The 18,850-nt window shown below is 71.9% G+C and carries 7 protein-coding genes; all 7 read right to left on the bottom strand.

The window, feature by feature from the left end; genetic code table 11:
* Window positions 1-3: 3 nt before the first annotated feature.
* The 7 genes from DEJ47_RS28715 to DEJ47_RS28685 all read right to left on the bottom strand — a co-directional run bounded on the left by DEJ47_RS28715 (window position 4) and on the right by DEJ47_RS28685 (window position 18,780).
* The gene (locus DEJ47_RS28715; RefSeq protein WP_150173042.1) at window positions 4-1,707 is read right to left on the bottom strand and encodes an ABC transporter ATP-binding protein; all 1,704 of its coding nucleotides are present in this window, start codon (window positions 1,705-1,707) and stop codon (window positions 4-6) included.
* Window positions 1,694-12,658, bottom strand: a complete 10,965-nt coding sequence (locus DEJ47_RS28710) for a non-ribosomal peptide synthetase (protein WP_150173040.1) — start codon at window positions 12,656-12,658, stop codon at window positions 1,694-1,696. The genes DEJ47_RS28715 and DEJ47_RS28710 overlap by 14 nt, the downstream gene beginning before the upstream one ends.
* 58 nt (window positions 12,659-12,716) lie before the next feature.
* A complete protein-coding gene (locus tag DEJ47_RS28705) occupies window positions 12,717-14,468 on the bottom strand; it encodes an ABC transporter ATP-binding protein (protein ID WP_223828751.1) in 1,752 nt (583 codons plus the stop codon).
* A 127-nt stretch (window positions 14,469-14,595) separates the two neighbouring features.
* Entirely contained in the window at window positions 14,596-15,645 is a 1,050-nt protein-coding gene (locus DEJ47_RS28700; RefSeq protein ID WP_150173036.1) for an iron-siderophore ABC transporter substrate-binding protein, read from the bottom strand.
* Between the two features lie 111 nt (window positions 15,646-15,756).
* On the bottom strand, window positions 15,757-16,596 hold the full coding sequence (locus DEJ47_RS28695) for an ABC transporter ATP-binding protein (RefSeq protein ID WP_150173034.1): 840 nt from the start codon (window positions 16,594-16,596) through the stop codon (window positions 15,757-15,759).
* Window positions 16,597-16,654: 58 nt separating this feature from the next.
* A complete protein-coding gene (locus DEJ47_RS28690) occupies window positions 16,655-17,725 on the bottom strand; it encodes a FecCD family ABC transporter permease (RefSeq protein ID WP_150173032.1) in 1,071 nt (356 codons plus the stop codon).
* Window positions 17,722-18,780, bottom strand: coding sequence for a FecCD family ABC transporter permease (locus tag DEJ47_RS28685; RefSeq protein ID WP_150173030.1), 1,059 nt, complete (start codon window positions 18,778-18,780; stop codon window positions 17,722-17,724). The genes DEJ47_RS28690 and DEJ47_RS28685 overlap by 4 nt, the downstream gene beginning before the upstream one ends.
* Window positions 18,781-18,850: the final 70 nt, after the last annotated feature.

The following is an 18,850-nucleotide window of genomic DNA, read 5'->3' as shown; positions in this document are numbered from 1 at the left end:
CCGTCACCTGGCCACCGCCGCGCAGTAGGCCTCGTCGGAGGCGAGCAGGTTGCGGTGGCTGTCCTCCGCGGTGATGACGCCGTCGTCCAGGACGAGGACGCGGTCGGCGGCGTCCAGCATGGCCGGGCTGCTGGTGATGACGACGGTCGTACGGCCCCGGCGGAGCTTCGCGACGTTGCGCGCGATGAGCTGTTCGGTGACCGCGTCGACGGCCGTCGTCGGATTGTGCAGGACGAGGACGTCCGTGTCGGCGGCGAGCGCGCGGGCCAGGGAGAGGCGCTGGCGCTGTCCTCCGGAGAGGTTCGCCCCCCGGTCGCGCACCCCGTAGTCGAGGCCTTCACGGTGCAGAGCGACCACGTCGGTGAGCATGGACGCCTCGACGGCCTCGGAGATCGTCCGGCTGGTCCCCGAAGGGTCGATGTTCGAGCGGAGGGTGCCCGCGAAGATCTCCCCGTCGTACGGGTTCACCAGCATGTGCTCGCGGACCGCCTCCACCGACAGGTCCGCCATCTCCTGCCCGCTGACCCGCACCACACCCTCGTACGCGTCCGGCGGCACGTTCATCGCCAGGATCGACGCCAGATCGGCGACCGCGCGCGGCTGGTACCCGGCGATGGCCACGAACTCGCCCGCCGCCACCGTGAACTTCACCCCGCGCAGCGGCCCGTGGCACACACCGTCGATCTCCAGGTCCCCGCCCGCGGCCGGGCGACCGGTCCCGGGTTCCGTGACCGGCGGCGCGGTGAGGACCAGGGCCATCCGCTCGGCCGACGCCCGCGCGATCATCACGTACTTGGGCATCTCGGAGAACATCTTCAGCGGTTCCATGATGAACTGCGCCAGGCCGACGGCCATGACGAGTTCGCCGATGGTGATGCCGCCGTCGAACGCCAGCCAGCCCGCCGTCAGGGTCACCGCGGCCGCGAGGACCGCGTTGAGGGCCTGGGCCGTGCCCGCGTACACGCCGTTGACCTTGGCGACGGTGACCGCCTGCTGCTTGGCCTCCGAGCTGACGGCCCGGTAGGAGCGGAACGCCGCGTGGTTGCCGCCGAAGCCGTGCAGCGGGCGCAGGCCGCTGATCAGGTCGGCGACCTTCGCACCGGCCCGCGCGACCCGGGCCTGCTGCTCGCGCGTGCTGGACCCGATCCGCTTGGACATCACGCTGAGGATCGACAGGATCGCGACGGTCCCCACGATCACGAGGAGTCCGAGCCGGTAGTCGGCCATGCCGAGTGCGACCGCCGCGACGAGCACCGCGACCAGCGAGCTGATCAGGAGCGGCACCACCTCGATGATGTCGGCGGTCTGGTCGGCGTCCTCGGTGGCGATGGTCAGGACCTCGCCGGACTTGAGGTCGACGTCCCTGGCCACCGGCTGGAGCCCGCAGCCGGCGACCTTCACGCGCCAGCGGTGAGCCTCGGTCGTGTTGGCCTTCTGCAGGACGCGCATCCCGAACCGCCACGACAGCGAGACCGTCGTGATGATCACGGCGAGCGCGCCGATGGAGAGGGCGAGAGCGCCGAGGGTCCTGTCGTCCCGCATCGTGTGCTCGACGATCATGCCGAGCGCGATGGGGAACGCCGTCTCACCGGCCTGGTAGAGGCCCATGAGGACGGTGCCCAGGACCATCGCGCCGACGTTGCGGCGCAGGGCGGTCCGGAGGATGTCGGTCCCCGGGCGAGACCGCTTCGTGTCAGGAGTTGTCATGGTCGTCATCGAGGTGGCGGGCAATCGCTTCCGGGGTTCGCAGGGTGAAGAGGTCTCGGATGGTGATCACAGGACCGTACTCGCGGCGGAGCAGCCCGATCAGCCGGACCGCCAGCATCGAGTGTCCTCCGAGGGACACGAAGTCACTCACCGCGCTCACCTCGTCGTCGTCGAGGTCCAGTGCTTCGGCGAAGAACTCGCAGACCGTCGTCTCGGTCTCGGTCTCGGGACCGCGCTCGCCCGATGTGGTCAGCGCGCCGAGGGGCTTGGCCTCCGGCAGCGCCTTGGTGTCGGCCTTCCCGTTCACGGTCAGCGGGATGCTGTCGACCTCGGCGTAGTGCGTCGGACGCAGGAAGTCCGGCAGGCCCGTGCCCACCTCGGTGGCGACGGCTGCCAGGTCGGCGCCGTCGAGCACCAGATAGGCGGCGAGCCGGTACGCGCCGTCGACCTGCGGGTCCGGCTGGGCGACCGCGGCGGCGAACCGCACCGCGGGGTGCGCGGCGAACGCGGCCTCGACCTCGCCGAGTTCGACGCGGTGTCCGCGGATCTTGACCTGCTGGTCGGTGCGGCCCAGGTACGTCAGGTTCCCGTCGGGCCTGCGGAACACCAGGTCCCCGGTGCGGTACATGCGCTCGCCGGGGGCGCCGAAGGGGCAGGCGACGAAGCGGTGCGCGGTCTGCGCGCACTGGCCGAGGTAGCCGCGCGCGATGCCGACGCCCGACACGTACAGCTCGCCGGGGACACCGTCGGGCAGTGGCCGCAGCCACGGGTCGAGCACGTACACGTCGGTGTTGTCGATGGGCACGCCCACCACCGGGTCCTGGCACTCGAAGGTGCCCACGCCGAGGGTGTTGATCGTGTACTCGGTGGGGCCGTACAGGTTGTAGCCGACCGTCCCCTCCGTCTCGGCGAGCCGCTGCCACAGCGTCGGCGTGACGGCCTCGCCGCCGAGCAGCACGAGCGCCGGGCGGCGCTCCGGCTGGTCGAGGAGGCCCTCGGCCACCAGCTGTTGCGCGTACGTCGGGGTGACGTTGATGACGTCGATCCCGTGCCCCAGGCAGTACTCGACCAGGCCGGGCGCGTCGCGGCGCAGCTCCTCGTCGCAGATGTGCACTTCGTGGCCGTCGGCGAGCCACAGGAGCTCCTCCCACGACATGTCGAAGGCGAAGGACACGGTGTGCGCGATCCGGAAGGTCCGGTGGCCGTGCTCGGCGAGGACCGGTTCGAAGATCCGCCGCTGGTGGTTGACGAGCATGTTGGTGAGCCCGGCGTACTCGGTCACCACGCCCTTGGGCTTTCCGGTCGACCCGGAGGTGTAGATCGTGTACGCGGGGTGCCGCAGCCGGTCCGGGTCGTCGGGGGCGAACGTGACGAACGGTTCGGCCGCGGGCAGCGGCCGGTCCAGTTCGATCAGGCCGGCGGTGTCGGCCACGGTCCCGGTCAGCCGCGGCGCGACCGCGCTGACCGTGAGGATCGTGTCCGGGCGGGCGTCCTCGACGATCGCCGCGATCCGTTCGTCCGGGTGGTCGAGCTCCAGCGGCACGTACGCGGCGCCGACGCGCAGCACCGCGAACAGCGCCACGATCGAGTCGAGGGAGCGCGGGATCGCGAGCCCCACGGTGGTCTCGGGGCCGAGGCCGCGCCCGGCGAGCACGCCCGCCACCGCGCGGCTGCGGTCCCGCAGCTCGGCGAAGGTCATCGTCGAGCCGTGCGCGACGAGGGCGACCCGCTCGGGGTCCCGGTCGGCCGCCCGGTCGAACCGGTCGACGACGGTGTCCGTGCCGACGTCGGTGCGCTCGGCGGGCTCGGGGGCGCGGCCGAGGCCCGGCAGCGCTCCGAGGGGGCCTGTCGCGCGGGCCAGGTCTTCGAGTACGCGTACGTAGTCGTCGAGGAGGCGGCGGGCGTTCTCCGTGTCTCCGTAGCGGTGCTCCAGCTTGACCGTGAGCCGGTCGCCGGGCGTCACGACCCACGTGAACGGGTAGTGCGTGGAGTCGTCGGCCTTCACCGAGGTGATGCCGTGCCGGGCGTTCATCTCGGCGAAGGCGTCCATGTCCAGGAAGTTCTGGAGCACGAACAGGTTGTCGAACAGGGTGTCGTGGCCGCTGGCCCGCTGGATCTCGCCGAGCCCGAGGTGCTCGTGCTCCATCGCCTCGACCCTGGCCGCCTGTACCGCTGACAGGTAGCCGCCGACGGTGTCGTCGGGCCGGGCCTTCGTCCAGGTCGGCACGGTGTTGAGGAGCACGCCGACGACCTCGGAGAGTCCTTCGCCGTCGCGGCCCGACACGGTCACGCCGAACACGGCGTCGCTGCGGCCCGTGTGGGCGCCGAGGAGGAGGCCGAACGCGCCGGTGAGGACGGCGTTCAGGGTGACGCCGTGCTGCTTGGCCGCGTCCTTCAGGAGGTCGGACTGTTCGGCGGTCAGCCGGTGCACGAGCGCGGGCGGCAGGTCCTGCGAGAGCGTCGGCGCGGGTCCGGCGAGCAGGGTCGGTCCGGGGACGCCCGCCAGGTGCTCCGCCCAGAAACGTTCCGACGCGGCGGCGTCCTTGGCGTCGAGCGCCCTGGCGTACTCCTCGAAGCTCGGCGTGGCCGGGGCCGTGTCGAACGGCTCGCCCGCCACCACGGCCTCGTACGCGTCGAACAGGTCCCGCAGCACGATCTCGCGGGACCAGCCGTCCCACAGCAGCAGGTGGTAGCTGAGCAGCAGTCCGTCGTGGCCGCCCGGCAGGCGGACCACGGTGAGGCGGATCAGTGGCGCGTCGGCCGGGTCGAACCCGGCGTCGCGGTCCCGGGTGCGGAACTCCTCGACCTGCGCGTCGTCCGCGAGCTCGACCGTGCGGACGGCGACGCGCCGGCCGGCCTTGAGGACCTGCACGGGGTTGCCGTCGTCGTCGGTGCTGAAGCCCGCGCCGACGACCGGGTGGCGTGCGATCACGTGCGCCATGGCCTCGGCCAGTGCGTCGGCGTCCAGCCGCCGGTCGAAGGTGAACCAGCTCTGCGCGACGTAGTGCCCGGCCGCCCCCGCCATCTGTGCCTGGAAGAACAGGCCCCGCTGCAGCGGCGTGACGGGTGCGGTGCGCTCGGCGGTCGCGGAGGCGTCCGCGACGCGCTCCAGGGCGGCGAGCCAGTGCTCGGTGAGGGCGTCGGGGATGCCGTCGGCGAGGGTGAAGGCGGCGTGCAGGCTGCCGGTGGCGTCGTCGGTCCAGGCGTTGACCTCGACGGCGTACGGGCTGCCCTGGCCGCCTCCGGTGACGTGCACCGCCCGCGACTCACTGCCCCGGCCCAGGTAGTTGAAGAGGACCTGCGGGCGGCCGGTGAGCAGCGGCGCGGTCTGCGGGTTGAGGTACTTCAGCTGCCCGTACGCGACGTGCCCGCGCTCGTCCGGCTGACGCTCGGCGACCTCGCGCGCGGCGGCGACGGGGTCGGTGTGCGCGGTGAGCCGTACGGGCGCGATGGAGGTGAACCAGCCCACTGTCCGGGTGTAGTCGTGGTCTTCGTGGACGGCGACCCGGCCGTGCCGCTCCAGCTCGACCGCGAGGTCGGTGGGCGACGGCTGTACGTGCGTCAGGGCGGTGCGGAGAGCGCCGCACAGGAGCTCGGTGAGGCCGACGCCGAGGGCGGCGGGCGCGGTGCGGGTGAGGCGGTCGCTCGCGTCGGCCGGGAGGACGACGGTGGTCTCGCGCAGGTTCCCGGTGTCGGCGCCCGGCAGCAGCGGGGGCGCGTCGAGCGTGGTGATCCAGTGCGGGAGGGCGTCGAGCACCTCGCCGGAGGCGGCGCCGAGCGTCAGCGCGTCGGCGTACTCGGCGTAGGGCGTGGTCGGCGGCGCGAGGTCCGCGCCGCGCATGGCGGTGGTCAGGTCGTCGAGGAGGATCAGCCAGGACACGGCGTCGACGGCGATGTGGTGCACGGTGACGACGAGGGTCCGGCTCGCCTCCAGCCACGAGAACGCCACGACGTCCCCGGTCTCGGGGTCGAGCCGTCCCGCTGCCTCGTCGGCGGCGGCCGTCGCGTCGGCGGCGTCCGTGCGGACGACGGTGACGTCGCGGGCGGGTTCGGTGTGCAGCGCCCATACGCCGTGCTCGACGCGCAGCCGCGTCCGCAGGGCCGGGTGGGCGGCCACGACGGCGTTCGCGGCGCGCCGGGCGTCGGCGAATCCGGTGCCCTCGGGGGCTTCCAGGGTCCTGGCCTGGACGAACCGGTCGAGGGAGCCGCCCAGTTCGCGCTGGCGCAGGATGATCGGCGTCGGTGTGAGGGGGCCGTCCTCGTGCCGGGTGGGGGCGGGCGCCGTGGCCTGCGGTGGTGTGCTCGCACCCACGTGCTCGGCGAGCGCGCGCGGCGTCCGGAACAGGAAGACGTCACGCGGCGCGATCGGCAGGCCGAGCGCCCTCGCGCGGTTGATCACGGTGATGGCGACGATGCTGTCGCCGCCCGCCATGAAGAAGTCGGTGTCCTCGTCCACGTCGGCGGAGCCGGGCAGGGCCTCGGCGAAGATGCCGACGAGGGAGGCGAGAGCGGAGTCGCTCGCGGCCGTGTCAAAGCCGTCGAACTCTTCCGCGGCGCGTTCGGCCAGTGCCTTGCGGTCCAGCTTGCCGTTGACGGTGAGCGGCAGCGCGTCGACCGTCAGCACCCGGCTCGGCACCATGTGCACCGGCAGCTTCGCGGCGAGCAGGCCCGCGAGGTCGCCGGGCACGCGGCCCACGACGTGCGCCACGAGATGATCGCCGCTGTCGGCGACGGTGACGGCCACGTCGACCACGCCGTCCAGCTCCCGCAGCGCGGACTCGACCTCGCCGAGCTCGATGCGGAAGCCCTTCAGCTGCACCTGGTCGTCGGCGCGCCCCGCGAACTCCAGCTCGCCGTCGAGCGTACGGCGGGCCAGGTCGCCCGTGTGGTACATGCGGGAGCCGTCGTCCGTGAACGGGTTCGCCACGAACCGGCCCGCCGTCAGGCCGGACCTGCCGAGGTAGCCGAGCGACACCTGGTCGCCCGACACGTAGATGGCGCCGACGCGGCCGGGCGGCACCGGCCGGAGCCGGTCGTCGAGCAGGTAGGTGACGAGGCCGGGGATCGGACCGCCGATGGGGCTGACGTCCTGGCCTCGGGTGAAGTCCCCGTCGGTCAGCACCCGGTGCGTGACGTGCACGGTCGTCTCGGTGATGCCGTACATGTTGACCAGCTCGGGCGACGCCGTGCCGTGCCGTTCGACCCAGCCGCGCAGCCGTCCGAGATCGAGCGCCTCGCCGCCGAAAATGATCTTCCGCAGGGCGGGGAGCGGTTCGCCGGCGTGCCGGTCCGCCTCGATGAACTGGTAGAACGCCGACGGAGTCTGGTTGAGCACGGTCACGCCGCGCTCACGGACGAGCCGGTGGAAGTCGACGGGTGAGCGGGTCAGGCCGTACTCGGGCACGAGCAGCTCGGCGCCGTGCGCCAGCGCGCCCCACAGCTCCCAGACCGCGAAGTCGAACGAGAAGGAGTGGAACTGCACCCATACGTCGTGCGGCCCGAAGCCCATGTCGGGGCGGGTGTTGGCGAGCAGGGTGACGACGCTGGAGTGCGGAACGACGACGCCCTTGGGGCGGCCGGTCGATCCTGAGGTGTAGATGACGTACGCGGGGTCGTGCCAAGCGGCTTCGGCCACCGGCCCGGACGCGTCGCGCGGCGCCTCCTCCCCCTGGACGAGTACGCGCGCCGATACCCCGGCCCGCTCAAGGAGCCCCGTGAAGCGGTCACGCTGCTCGCGGTCGACGAGGACGACCTGCGGGGCGGCGTCGGACAGGATGTACTCCAGGCGCTCGTCGGGGTAGGCGAGGTCCAGCGGTACGTAGGCGCCGCCCGCGGAGACGATCGCGACCAGCGCGACGACCTGCTCCACGGAGCGCGGGACGGCGACGGCGACGCGCTTGCCGGGGCCGACCCCGGCGGCGCGCAGCCCGGCCGCCAACTCGTTCTTGGCGTCGGCCAGTTCGCCGTACGTCAGCGACCTCGTGCCGCCGTCGAGCGCGCACTGGGTGACGGCGGTGGCCGCCGGATCGCGGCGCGCGGCGGCGTCGAAGAGGCCGCCCAAGGTCTCCCGCTCGACGCGTGCGGGCCTCCGGTCTTCCTCGCGTCCCAGGTCGCCGACGAGAGCGTCCGGACGCGTCAGGAGGCCGTCGAGGGCCCGCGTGAAGGTGCGCAGGATGTCCTGGGCGGTGCGCTCGCCGAGGAGCTCGCCGTCGTAGATCAGGTTGAAGCGGGGGCGCCCGTCGAGCGCGCGCTCCACGACGAGGGTGAGCGGGTAGTGCGGGGCGCCCTCGTTGACGATGTCGGTGATGACCAGCTCGGCGTCGGGCGTCCGCAGGCTGTCCACGTCGGTCGCCACGTCGAACACCACGAGCGTGTCGAAGAGCGAGCCCGCGCCCGCCTGGCGGCCGATCCGTGCGAGCGAGACGTGCTGGTGCGGCAGGACGGCGCTCTGGTGCTCCCGGACCCGGGCGAGGAGGTCGCCCGCCGTGGTCGCGGCGGTCCAGCGGGCCCGTACGGGAATGGTGTTGATGAACAGGCCCACCATGTCACCGATGCCGGGCACGTCCGCGTCACGCCCGGACACCGTGGAGCCGAACACCACGTCGTCGCTGTGCAGGATGCCGCCCAGCGTCACGGCCCACGCGCTGTGCACGGCGACACTCAGCGGCACACCGGCGGCCCGGACGGCCGCGTCGACGTCACCCTCCGGCTCGACGGCCGTGTCGGCGAACCGGTCCGACGGGGTGTGGCCCTCGGCGACCAGCGAGGACCCGGGCAGCCCCGCGAGCTCCTCGCGCCACACCCGGTCGCTCTCGTCGTCGTCCCGCCCCGCGAGCCAGTGCACGTAGTCGGGAAAGCCGCCGACCGGGTACACGGTGCCCGGTGCGTGGTACTCGGCGAGGAGCGCGCGCAGCATCGGCGGCACCGACCATCCGTCGGCGATGATGTGGTGCACGGTCTGCACGAGGACGGTGCGGTCGTCGCCCGCGCGGACGAGCGTGTACCGCATCAGTGGTCCGCTGGCCAGGTCGAACCCGGCGCGCCGGTCCCGCTCGGCCAGGTCGCGTATCCCGGCGTCCGTGATGCCGGGGCGGTCCACGGTCGTGAAGGGCGCCTGGACGCCGTTCTCCAGGACGGAGACCACGCGGCCGTCGGCGAGGGCCGTGAAGCGCGCGGCGAGGTTCGGGTAGAGCGTGAGCAGCCGGGTCGCGGCGGCGGCGAGCCGGTCCGCGTCCACCTCCCCCTCAAGGGTGAGGAGTTGCTGCTCTACGTAGGCACCCGCCGAGTCGTCGTCGAAGACCGAGTGGAAGTACAGGCCTTCCTGGAGCGGGGTCAGCGGCAGGATGTCCCGCAGCGCCGGACTGTCCAGGCTGTCGATGTCGGCCTGGGTGAGCGGCACCAGGGGGAAGTCGCTGGGGGTGTGGCCGCCTTCGTCGAGCGCGGCCAGACCGGCGAGTGCGGCGCGGAAGTAGCCGCCGAGCGTCGTGATGTCCTCGTCGGTGAACATGCCGTCGGGCCAGGAGACGGTGGTGACCAGTTCGTACTCGCCGCCGGACGAGGCGGGTTCGGCGATGGCGTTGAACTCCAGGGCGCGCGGCAGACGCATGTCCGGGTCGCGCTTCTCGCCGAGCTGGCCGGTGGCGCCCGTGAGCTGCCAGTCGCCCGAGGCGCCCGCGTCGAAGCGGCCCAGGTAGTTGAAGAGCACCTGGGGGGCGGGGGTGTCGAACCGCGTGTCGTTCAGGTAGCGCAGGGCGCCGTAGGAGATCCCGTTGCTCGGTACGCGGGACAGGTCTTCCTTGACCGCCTTGAGGGCGGCGGCGAGGTACCCGGGGTCGGTGAGGTCGGGCGCGGTGCCGGGGTCGACGGTCACCGGGAAGAGCGTGGTGAACCAGCCGACGGTGCGTGAGAGTTCCGGCTCGAAGCCCGCGGCGTCCGCCACGTGCGTGGCCTCGCGGCCGTGGCCCTCCAGCTCGATGTGCGCGAACGTCTGGTCCTGGCCGAGGTCGCGGCGCCACCGGGCGAGGGCGACGGCGAGCGCGGTGAGGAGCACGTCGTTGACGCCCGCGTGGAACCTGGCGGGTATCTCGCCGAGGAGGGCGGCGGTGACCTCGGGGCCGACGGAGACGGTCCGGATCCGCTCGCGTGCGACGGTGTCGGCGGCGGTCAGCGCGCGCCGGCCCACCGGCTGGTCGGTGCCGGGCAGGGGCCGCTGGAAGCAGTCGAGGTCCGCGGTGAAGTCCGCGCGCTCCAGGAGCTGCGTCCAGCGCCGGAAAGAGGTGCCGACCGGGGGCAGTTCGACGGGCGCGCCGGAGGAGTACTGGCGCCACGCGGTGGCCAGGTCCTCCATCAGGACCCGCCAGGACACGCCGTCGATCACCACGTGGTGGACGACGACGACGAGTTGATTGTCGGCGCGGCGCCAGACGGCGCGGAGCATCGCGCCGCCGTCCGGGTCGAGCCCGTCGGTGGCGAGCTCGACGCACGCGTCCAGCGGCCGGTCGCTCTCCTGCCACACGCCGGCGGCGGCGCGGTCGGCCTCCGGGATGTCGAAGCTCCAGCGGTCGCCGCGCACGAGCTTCGCGCGCAGCATGTCGTGCCGTCCGAGGACGGCGCCGAGTATCTCGTCGAGCGCCTCGGCGGTGAGGTCTTCGGGGGTGTTGAGGACGACCGACTGGACGAAGCCGTCGACGGCGTCGGTGGTCTCACCGAGCCACTGGACGATGGGCGAGCCGACGACGGCGCCGGTCGCGACGTCGCCGTGGTCGACGGTGGAGACGTCCTCACGGCTGGCGACGGCGGCCAGGGCGCCGACGACGCTGTGGGTGAAGATCTGGCGTGCCGTGACGTAGAGCCCGGCCTCGCGCAGCGCGCTCAGCAGCGAGATGGTGAGGATGCTGTCGCCGCCGAGCTGGAAGAAGTCCTGGTCGACGCCGACCTCGTCGAGCTGCAGGACCGCGGCGACCGCCGCGCAGACCACGCGCTCGTTCTCGGTGGTGGGCGGGGTGACCGCGCCGGTCGCGGTGGCGGGTTCGGGCAGCGCGTTGCGGTCGAGCTTGCCGTTCGCGGTGAGCGGGAACGCGTCCATGACGACGATGTGGGTGGGGACCATGTACTCGACCATGTGGTCGACGGCCCACGCCTTGACCTCGTCGGCGCGCAGGTCCTCGCTGCCGGCGGCGGGGATCACGTATCCCACGAGGTAGGTGCCGCCTGCCGTGTTCTTCTTGGCGACGACGCAGGTGTGGCGTACGCGCGGGTGCTCGGCGAGGCCGACCTCGACGTCCTCGATCTCCAGGCGCATGCCACGGATCTTGATCTGGTTGTCGGCGCGGCCGAGGAAGTCGAGGGATCCGTCGGGCGCGAACCGCGCGAGGTCGCCGGTGCGGTAGAGCCGGGAGCCGTCCGACGCGAAGGGGTTGGCGACGAAACGGGACGCGGTCAGGCCGGGCGCGTTGACGTAGCCGCGCCCCAGGAGGAGCCCGCCCACGTACAGTTCGCCGCCGACGCCGACCGGGACCGGGCGCAGCTCGTCGTCGAGGACGTACAGCCGGGTGTTGGGGTTGGCCCTGCCGATGGATGTGGAAAGACGTTCCGCCTCGCCCCGGTAGATGACGTGCGAGACGCCGATGGTCGTCTCGGCGGGGCCGTAGCCGTGGTACATCGGGATGGCGAGCCGGGTGCGGAACCGCTCGTACAGCTCGGGGGTGAGCACCTCGCCGCCGCACCAGACGTGGCGCAGGCTGTCGAGGCGGCCGGAGTCGCCCGCCATCTCCAGGAGCACGTCCAGCATGGACGACACGAGGTACGTGAAGGTGACGCGCTGCTCGGCGATGACGCTCAGCAGGTGGTGCGGGTCGCGTTCGCCGCCGGTCCGCAGGACGACGAGGCGGCCGCCGCTGACCAGTGGCAGGAAGATCTCGTTGATGGAGATGTCGAACGACAGCGGCGCCTTGAACAGGGACGCGTCGTCGTGGCCGAAGTGCAGGATCTCGTCGACCTGCCAGAGGAGGCGCTCGCTGATCGCCTTGTGCCGGATCATGGCGCCCTTGGGCCGCCCGGTCGAACCGGACGTGAAGATCACGTACGCGAGGGAGTCGCCGTCCACCGAGACGCGGGGTTCCGTGGTGGGCAGGGAGGCGAACGCCCAGTCGGCGAGGTCGACGGCGACGGCTTCCGGCTCCTGCGGGTCGTGCTCGCCGGAGGTGTTGAGCTGCACGACGACGCGGGCGTCCTCGATGACGACGGAGCGGCGCGCGGCGGGCCACTGCGGGTCGAGCGGTACGAAGGCGCAGCCCGCCTGCAGTACGGCGAGCAGGCCGACGACCATGTCGGCGGAGCGGCTGAGCGAGATGCCGACGACCTGCTCGGGGGCGAGGCCGCGGGAGAGGAGGTGGTGGGCGAGCTGGGCGGAGCGTTCGGCCGCCTCGCGGTAGGTCAGGGAGCGGTGCTCGTCGACGATGGCGACGGCGTCCGGCCTGGTGCGGGCCTGTTCGCGGAACATCTCGACGATGGTGGGGCGGGGCCGGTCCGCGTCGGTGTCGTTCCACTCGGCGAGGGTCCTGAGGCGTGCCTCGGCGTCGACCGGGGCGATGGTGCCGAGCGGCCGGTCGGGGAAGTCGGCGAGGTCGTCGAGGGCGAGCTGCGCGTCTTCGGGGTCGACGCCGTCGGGGACAGGGACATGCCAGCCCTGGGGGCCGGCTTCCTGGGTGACGGCTTCCCGGGCGCCGGGAACGGAGCCGGTGCCGCCGTTGTCGACCCAGCCGAGGACGTCGGCGAAGAGCGTGCCCGCAGCGAGTTCGATGCCTTCGGGGCTGCGCCCGGTCGCCCAGTACGACAGGCCGACGGCGCAGGCCTCGGCGATGGTCCGGTCGGAGTAGTCGCCGGTACGCCGACGCACATCGGCCAAGCGGTCGGGGGAGAGCAGCGCGAGGCGAGCGCTCGGTTCCATCATCGAAGACACAGCGTCCCTTCCAGGTAATCGCAGTTAGGCTAACCTAAATTAGGGTCGCCTAACTACCCTCTCGCCAGGCTCGCCACAGGCGCGCGTACCGACCGCCCAGAGCCACCAACTCGTCGTGGGTGCCCTGCTCCACCACACGCCCCGCGTCGAGCACGGCGATCCGGTCCGCGGCCATCGCCTGCGTGAGCCGGTGCGCCACGAAAAGCGTCGTCCGGCCCGCGCACGCGGCCAACACGGCACGCTCCAGCTCGGCGGCGCCCTCGCTGCCCGCCTCCGCGGTCGACTCGTCGAGCACGACCACCGGCGCCCGGCCGAGCACGAGGCGGGCCAGCGCGATCTGCGCGATCTTCGTGACGTCCAGGCGCTCGCCGCCCTCGCCCACCGTGGTGTGCAGGCCCTCCGGCAGCGCCTCGACCCACTCGTGGGCGCCCACCGTGCGCAGCGCGTCCATGAGTTCGGCGTCGGTCGCGTTCGGCGCCGCGAGCCGCAGGTCGTCGGCGAGCGGTCCCGAGAAGACGTGCGTCTCCTGCGTGAGGATGCTCACCAGGGCCCTCGCCCCGGCCTCGTCGAGCGCACCCAGGTCGTGCGCGCCGATGCGCACCGAACCCGCCTGCGGCGTCCCGATGCCCGCGATCAGCGCCGCCAGCGTCGACTTGCCCGCACCCGTCGCGCCCACCAGCGCCAGCGAACCACCCGCCGGGATCGTCAGGTCGACGTCCCTGAGCACCGGTTCGTCGGCGCCGGGGTAGGTGAACGTCAGCTGCTCCACCGTCACTTGATGCGGCACGGCGTCGGCCGCGGCGACGGACGTGTCGCCCACGAGCCGCTCCTCCGCGGACTCCCCGAGGACACCGACCAGGCGGGTCAGGCTCGCGCCGGACTTCTGCGCCTCGTCGAAGGTGAACATGATGGCGCCGAGCGGGGTGAACAGGCGGTGGAACATCAGGGGTGCCGCCGACACCTCGCCGAGACTCGCGGCGTCGGCCTCCAACAGGGCATAGCCCACCACGAGGATGAGGACGAGCCCGATGAACTCGGCGCGGTTCTCCCGGCCCACGAACCGGCCGAAGAAACGGAACACGTCGATCCCGAGGTTGCGCACCCGCCAGGACTCCGTGGTGACCTTCTCGCGGACATCGTCCTCGAGGCGGTACGCGCGTACGGTGTCGATCCCGTTGAGGCCGCTGATCAGCGCCTGCGCACGGTCGGCCTGGGCGATCCGCTGCTTGCGGTAGAGCGGGGCGGAGCGCGGCAGGTACCAGCGCAGGGCGAGCGCGTACGCGGGCAGTGCGGCGGCGCCCGCGAGGCCGAGCCGCCAGTCAAGGCCGAACATTCCGACCGTGGCGATGAAGACCAGCACGCCCGCCGAGAAGACGGTGGGGATGGCCGTGCGAATGCCCTTGGACAGCACGGCCACGTCGTCACCGACCCGGGAGAGCACGTCTCCGCGGCCGACCTGCTCGATCCGCGCGCTCGGCATGCCGAGCACCGCACGGACGGCGCCCTCGCGCAGCCGCGCGAGCAGATCGGCGCCGAGCCGTCCGATCAGGTACGTCGAGGCCGCGGTGGCCACCGCGCCGAGCAGCGCGGCGACGCCCATCAGGACGCCGATCGTCACGAGGACCGGGCGCCCGTCCCCCTCGACCACTCCGTCGACCACCCGGCCGAGGAGCAGCACGGGGAGCACCTGGAGCGCCGCCCCGGCCACCGTGGTGAACACGGTGGCCGTGGTCAGCCACGGGACTTCGCGGCAGTGGGCCGAGACCCACCGGGTGGCTTCGCGCCCGGACGCGGTGCGCAGCGTCGCCGGGGCGGCGGGCGCGTCGGCGACGGTGGTGCCGGTCGCGGGTGTTGCGGCGGTGGGTGTTTCGGCGGTGCTCACACGTAGACCAAGTCGAGCCGGGGACGGGACAGGTGGAACGTCATCGCTACTCGACCGACTTGACGAGCTCGTCGATCGCGTACGGGAGGGACAGGACGGTGCCCTGCGACATCGCGGCGCCGACCGCCGGGCCCTCGCTGTCAAGCAGGTAGGACACGTTGCCCTTCTTCACGGCGTCCAGGTTGGCGAACAGCTTGAACTTCTTCAGCGCCGCGGTGTCGGCCTTGTCGTTGATGACGACGATGCGGTCGACGTCGACCAGGTCCGTGCGCTCGGGCGAGAGTTCGGTGGAGAACTTGCCGCCGGCGATCTTGTCGATCTTCGTCTGGTACCTGAAGCCCATGCCCGTCAGAAGGCGCCCGCGGACGTCCTTCGAGGTGAACGGGTTGATGGAGTCCTTGTACCAGGACAGGGCGACGGAGGTCTGGTTCGCGAACTTCGGGTGCGACTTCTTGGCCTCGGCGAGCTTGTCCTCGATGCCCTCGACGAGCTTCTTGCCCTCGTCCTCCTTGCCCAGCGCCTTGGCGATGTGCACGGCGTTGTCCTGCCAGGGGGCGCTGAAGAGCTCCTTCTCACCCTTGGTGCGGCCCACCGTCGGGGCGATCTTCGAGAGCTTGTCGTAGGCGGCCTTGTCGATCTCGGAGTACACCGCGATGATCAGGTCCGGGCGCAGGGCGGCGATCTTCTCGTAGTTCGGGCCGGAGTCGCCGTTCTTCATGATGACGTCGGGCTTGGTGCTGCCCCACTTGTCCTTCACCCAGGGCCACTGGGTGTTGATGTCGGGGGACTTGCCCTCCGGGTTCGGGTACTGGTCGACCATGCCGACCGGCTTGGTGCCGAGGGCCAGGGCGGTCTGGTCGTCGGTATAGCCGACGGTGACGACGCGCTTGGGTGCCTCGGTGACCTTCGTGGACCCGAACGCGTGCTCCACGGTGACCGGGAACGCACCGCCGGCGGCAGCCGCCGGAGCGTTGTCGTCCGCCTTGTCGTCCGAGTCGGAACCGCAGCCCGCGAGGAGGCCGACACCGAGCGCCGTGGCGGTCAGTACGGCCGCCAGCCGCCGGGGCTTCGTGAGCGTCGTTCGGTGGAGGAGCATCCGGATTCCCTTGCTGTCGAGCTGACCGCTGCACCCCGGTCTCAGGGCAGCCAAACCTTATCCTGCGGAGATGAGGTTAGCCTAGCCTTACCCAACGGTTCGACGGCGGGGTCAGTCGAGTTGGACGTGCGTACGGCCGATGGGCACGATCAGCGGCCGGTCACCCACCGGGTCGTCGACGACCCTGGCGCGCAGCCCGAACGCCTCGTGCAGCAGTTCCGCGGTGATCACGTCGCGCGGATGCCCCTGCGCAAGGATCGCACCCGCCTTCATCACGACGAGGTTGTCGCTGTACCGCGTGGCCAGATTGAGATCGTGCAGCACCATGACCACGGTGCGCCCCGACTCGTGCAGGTCGTCGACGAGGTCGAGCACGTCGATCGCGTGGGCCAGGTCCAGGTACGTGGTGGGCTCGTCGAGGAGGAGCAGGTCGGTGCCCTGCGCCAGGGTCATGGAGATCCATACGCGCTGGCGCTGGCCGCCGGAGAGCGAGTCGACCGGGCGGTCCGCGAGGTCGGAGACGCCGGTCATGGCCAGCGCGCGCTCCACGACGCCGGCGTCGTCCGACGACCACTGGCGCAGCCAACTCTGGTGCGGATGGCGGCCCCTGGCGACCAGATCGGCCACCGTGAGCCCCTCGGGCGCCACGGGCGTCTGCGGCAGCAGCCCGAGCTTCTTCGCCACGTCACGGGTCTTGAGCTTGACGATGTCCTGACCGTCCAGCACGACCGAGCCGCTGACCGGCCTGAGAAGCCGCGTCAGGGTGCGCAACAGGGTCGATTTGCCGCACCCGTTGGGGCCGATGATCGTCGTGATCACCCCGGGCGGGATGGACACGTCGAGGTCGTCGATGACGGTACGACTGCCGTATCCGACCGAGACGCCCCGGGCGGCGAGCCGAGCGGCGTCCTGGACCGCCGGCTCGATCTCGGTGATGTACTGAGCGACCACAAGCCCCCCTGATATTAGGTTTGCCTCACCTTTGTACCAGCTAATCGAGCGCAGCCCGCTATTTGGGGTTCTTGAGGTTCGCCCGTACCAACAGGTAGACGAGGAAGGGGCCTCCGATCGCGGCCGTGACCACCCCGACGGGGAGGTTGTTCGGCAGCACGGCCCGCGCGGTGAGATCGGCGCCGATCAGGAGCAGTGCCCCGAACAGACCGGACGCGATCAGCGGGGGCGTCGGACGGCGCGTCAGACGCATCGCCACCTGGGGCGCCACCAGCGCGACGAACGGAACGGGCCCCGCCGAACTCACGGCCACGGCCGCCAGCAGCACCGCGCAGAGCAGAAGCACCGCGCGCACCCGTCCGAAGCGGACACCGAGCCCCGCCGCGATGTCGTCGCCGAGGTGCAGCGGCTTGAACTGGAACGCGGCCGCGGCCACGACGACCAGCAGGCCGAGCGAGCACCAGAACGCCACCCACACCTGGTCCCATGACCGGTTCTCCAGCGAACCGACCAACCACGCCTGGGCGCGGGCCACATCCCTGATGTCGGCGGAGACGAGGAGCCAGGTGGTGATCGCCTGCGTCACGGCGCTCACCGAGATCCCGATGAGGATGAGCCGGAAGCCGTCGACCCCGCGCCGCCACGCGAGGAAGTACACGAGCAGACCCGTGCAGAGACCACCGGCGAGGGCCGCGGCGGAGAGCCCGATGGAATCGATGACCGCCGCGGCGGTACCGCCCGACACCGTCACCGAGAACACCGCGACAGCGCTCGCGCCGCCGGTGATGCCGAGGATGTCGGGGCTGGCCAGCGGGTTGCGCGCGACCGACTGCGTGATCGCTCCGGAGACGCCCAGCGCGATGCCCACGACGAGCCCGGCCAGGGCGCGCGGCATCCGCAGATCCATGATCACGAACTCGTCGACCTGCTCGCCCCGGCCGACGAGGGTGGCCATCACGCGGGAGAGGCCGATGGGGAAGTCGCCGACGCTGATGGACAGGCAGAACACCAGGAAGGTCGCCGCCGCGAGGACCAGCGTGACGAGGACGAGCCAGGGCCGCCAGACGAACGACAGGGGGCCGAGCCGCACGCCCGGCGTCAGTGCGGGCTTCACATCCGTCTCGCTCATGCGCTCTTGAACTTTCCTCGCCAGACCAGGACCGCGAAGAACGGCGCCCCGAGCAGGGCCACGACGACACCGGCCTCCAACTCACCGGGTCGCACGACCAGTCGGCCCACGATGTCGCAGACCAGCAGGACAACCGCGCCGAGCAGCCCCGCGTACGGCACCAGCCAGCGGTAGTCCGGGCCGGTCAGGTAACGGGCCACGTGGGCCACCATCAGGCCCAGGAAGGCGATGGGGCCGCAGGCCGCCGTCGCCGCACCCGCGAGCAGGGTGATGGCGAGGATGCCGACGGTCCTGCTGACCGCGATGTTCACGCCGAGCCCCCGCGCGACGTCCTCGCCCAGGTTGAGCAGGTTGAGGGCGGGCAGCGTGGCCAGGGCGAGGACGAGCCCGACCGCGATGAACGCGGTCACCGGCCAGATCACGTCGAACTCGACCCCGGCCACGGAGCCCGCGTTCCAGAACCGCAGCGCGTTCAGGGACTGCGTGTCCGAGAGGGAGACGGCCGTGGTCATCGCGGCGAGGAAGACCGTGATGCCCTGCCCCGCGAGGGCGAGCGTCAGCGGATTGCCGGCGCCTCGCCCGATGCTCGCGAGGCCGAACACGACGACACCGGAGACGGCCGCCCCCAGGAAGCCGAACCACACGTACTGGAACGGGTTGGAGAACCCGAACACGGCGACCACCGTCACCACGGCGAACGACGCGCCCGCGTTCACGCCCAACAGGCCCGTGTCCGCGATGGGGTTGCGGGTGTACCCCTGGATCAGCGCGCCGCCGACACCGAGCGCGATGCCCGCCACCACGGCGAGCACCGTCCGCGGCACGCGCACGGTCTGCACGATGAGCCGGATCTCGGTCAGCCGCTGGTCGGACTCCGGGCCTGCGAACAGCCCGTGCCACACCTCGGCCGGGGTCAGCGCCCGCGCCCCGACGGCCAGCGACGCCGCCGCCGCGATCACCAGGACCGCGGCGAGGACGCCGAGACCCACGACTCGCCGCCGACGGGACTCCGTTGCGCCCCTCGGCACGGGTCGCTCCACTGCAGTCGTGCTCATGTCGACGTACGTTATCCCTTTGATCCGTTGTCCCTGTGATCGGATCGTGCCGTACGGCGGGCGGGCCCGC

It is taken from the genome of Streptomyces venezuelae, from assembly GCF_008642355.1.
Classification (GTDB): domain Bacteria; phylum Actinomycetota; class Actinomycetes; order Streptomycetales; family Streptomycetaceae; genus Streptomyces; species Streptomyces venezuelae_B.
This window is presented reverse-complemented; position numbering and strand designations above follow the sequence as displayed.

What these genes read in the sequence shown, in the direction of transcription:
- DEJ47_RS28690 (WP_150173032.1), bottom strand. Translation starts at nt 17,725, where the DNA reads ATGAGCGAGACGGATGTGAAGCCCGCACTGACGCCGGGCGTGCGGCTC.
- DEJ47_RS28710 (WP_150173040.1), bottom strand. Translation starts at nt 12,658, where the DNA reads ATGATGGAACCGAGCGCTCGCCTCGCGCTGCTCTCCCCCGACCGCTTG.
- DEJ47_RS28685 (WP_150173030.1), bottom strand. Translation starts at nt 18,780, where the DNA reads ATGAGCACGACTGCAGTGGAGCGACCCGTGCCGAGGGGCGCAACGGAG.
- DEJ47_RS28715 (WP_150173042.1), bottom strand. Translation starts at nt 1,707, where the DNA reads ATGACAACTCCTGACACGAAGCGGTCTCGCCCGGGGACCGACATCCTC.
- DEJ47_RS28700 (WP_150173036.1), bottom strand. Translation starts at nt 15,645, where the DNA reads ATGCTCCTCCACCGAACGACGCTCACGAAGCCCCGGCGGCTGGCGGCC.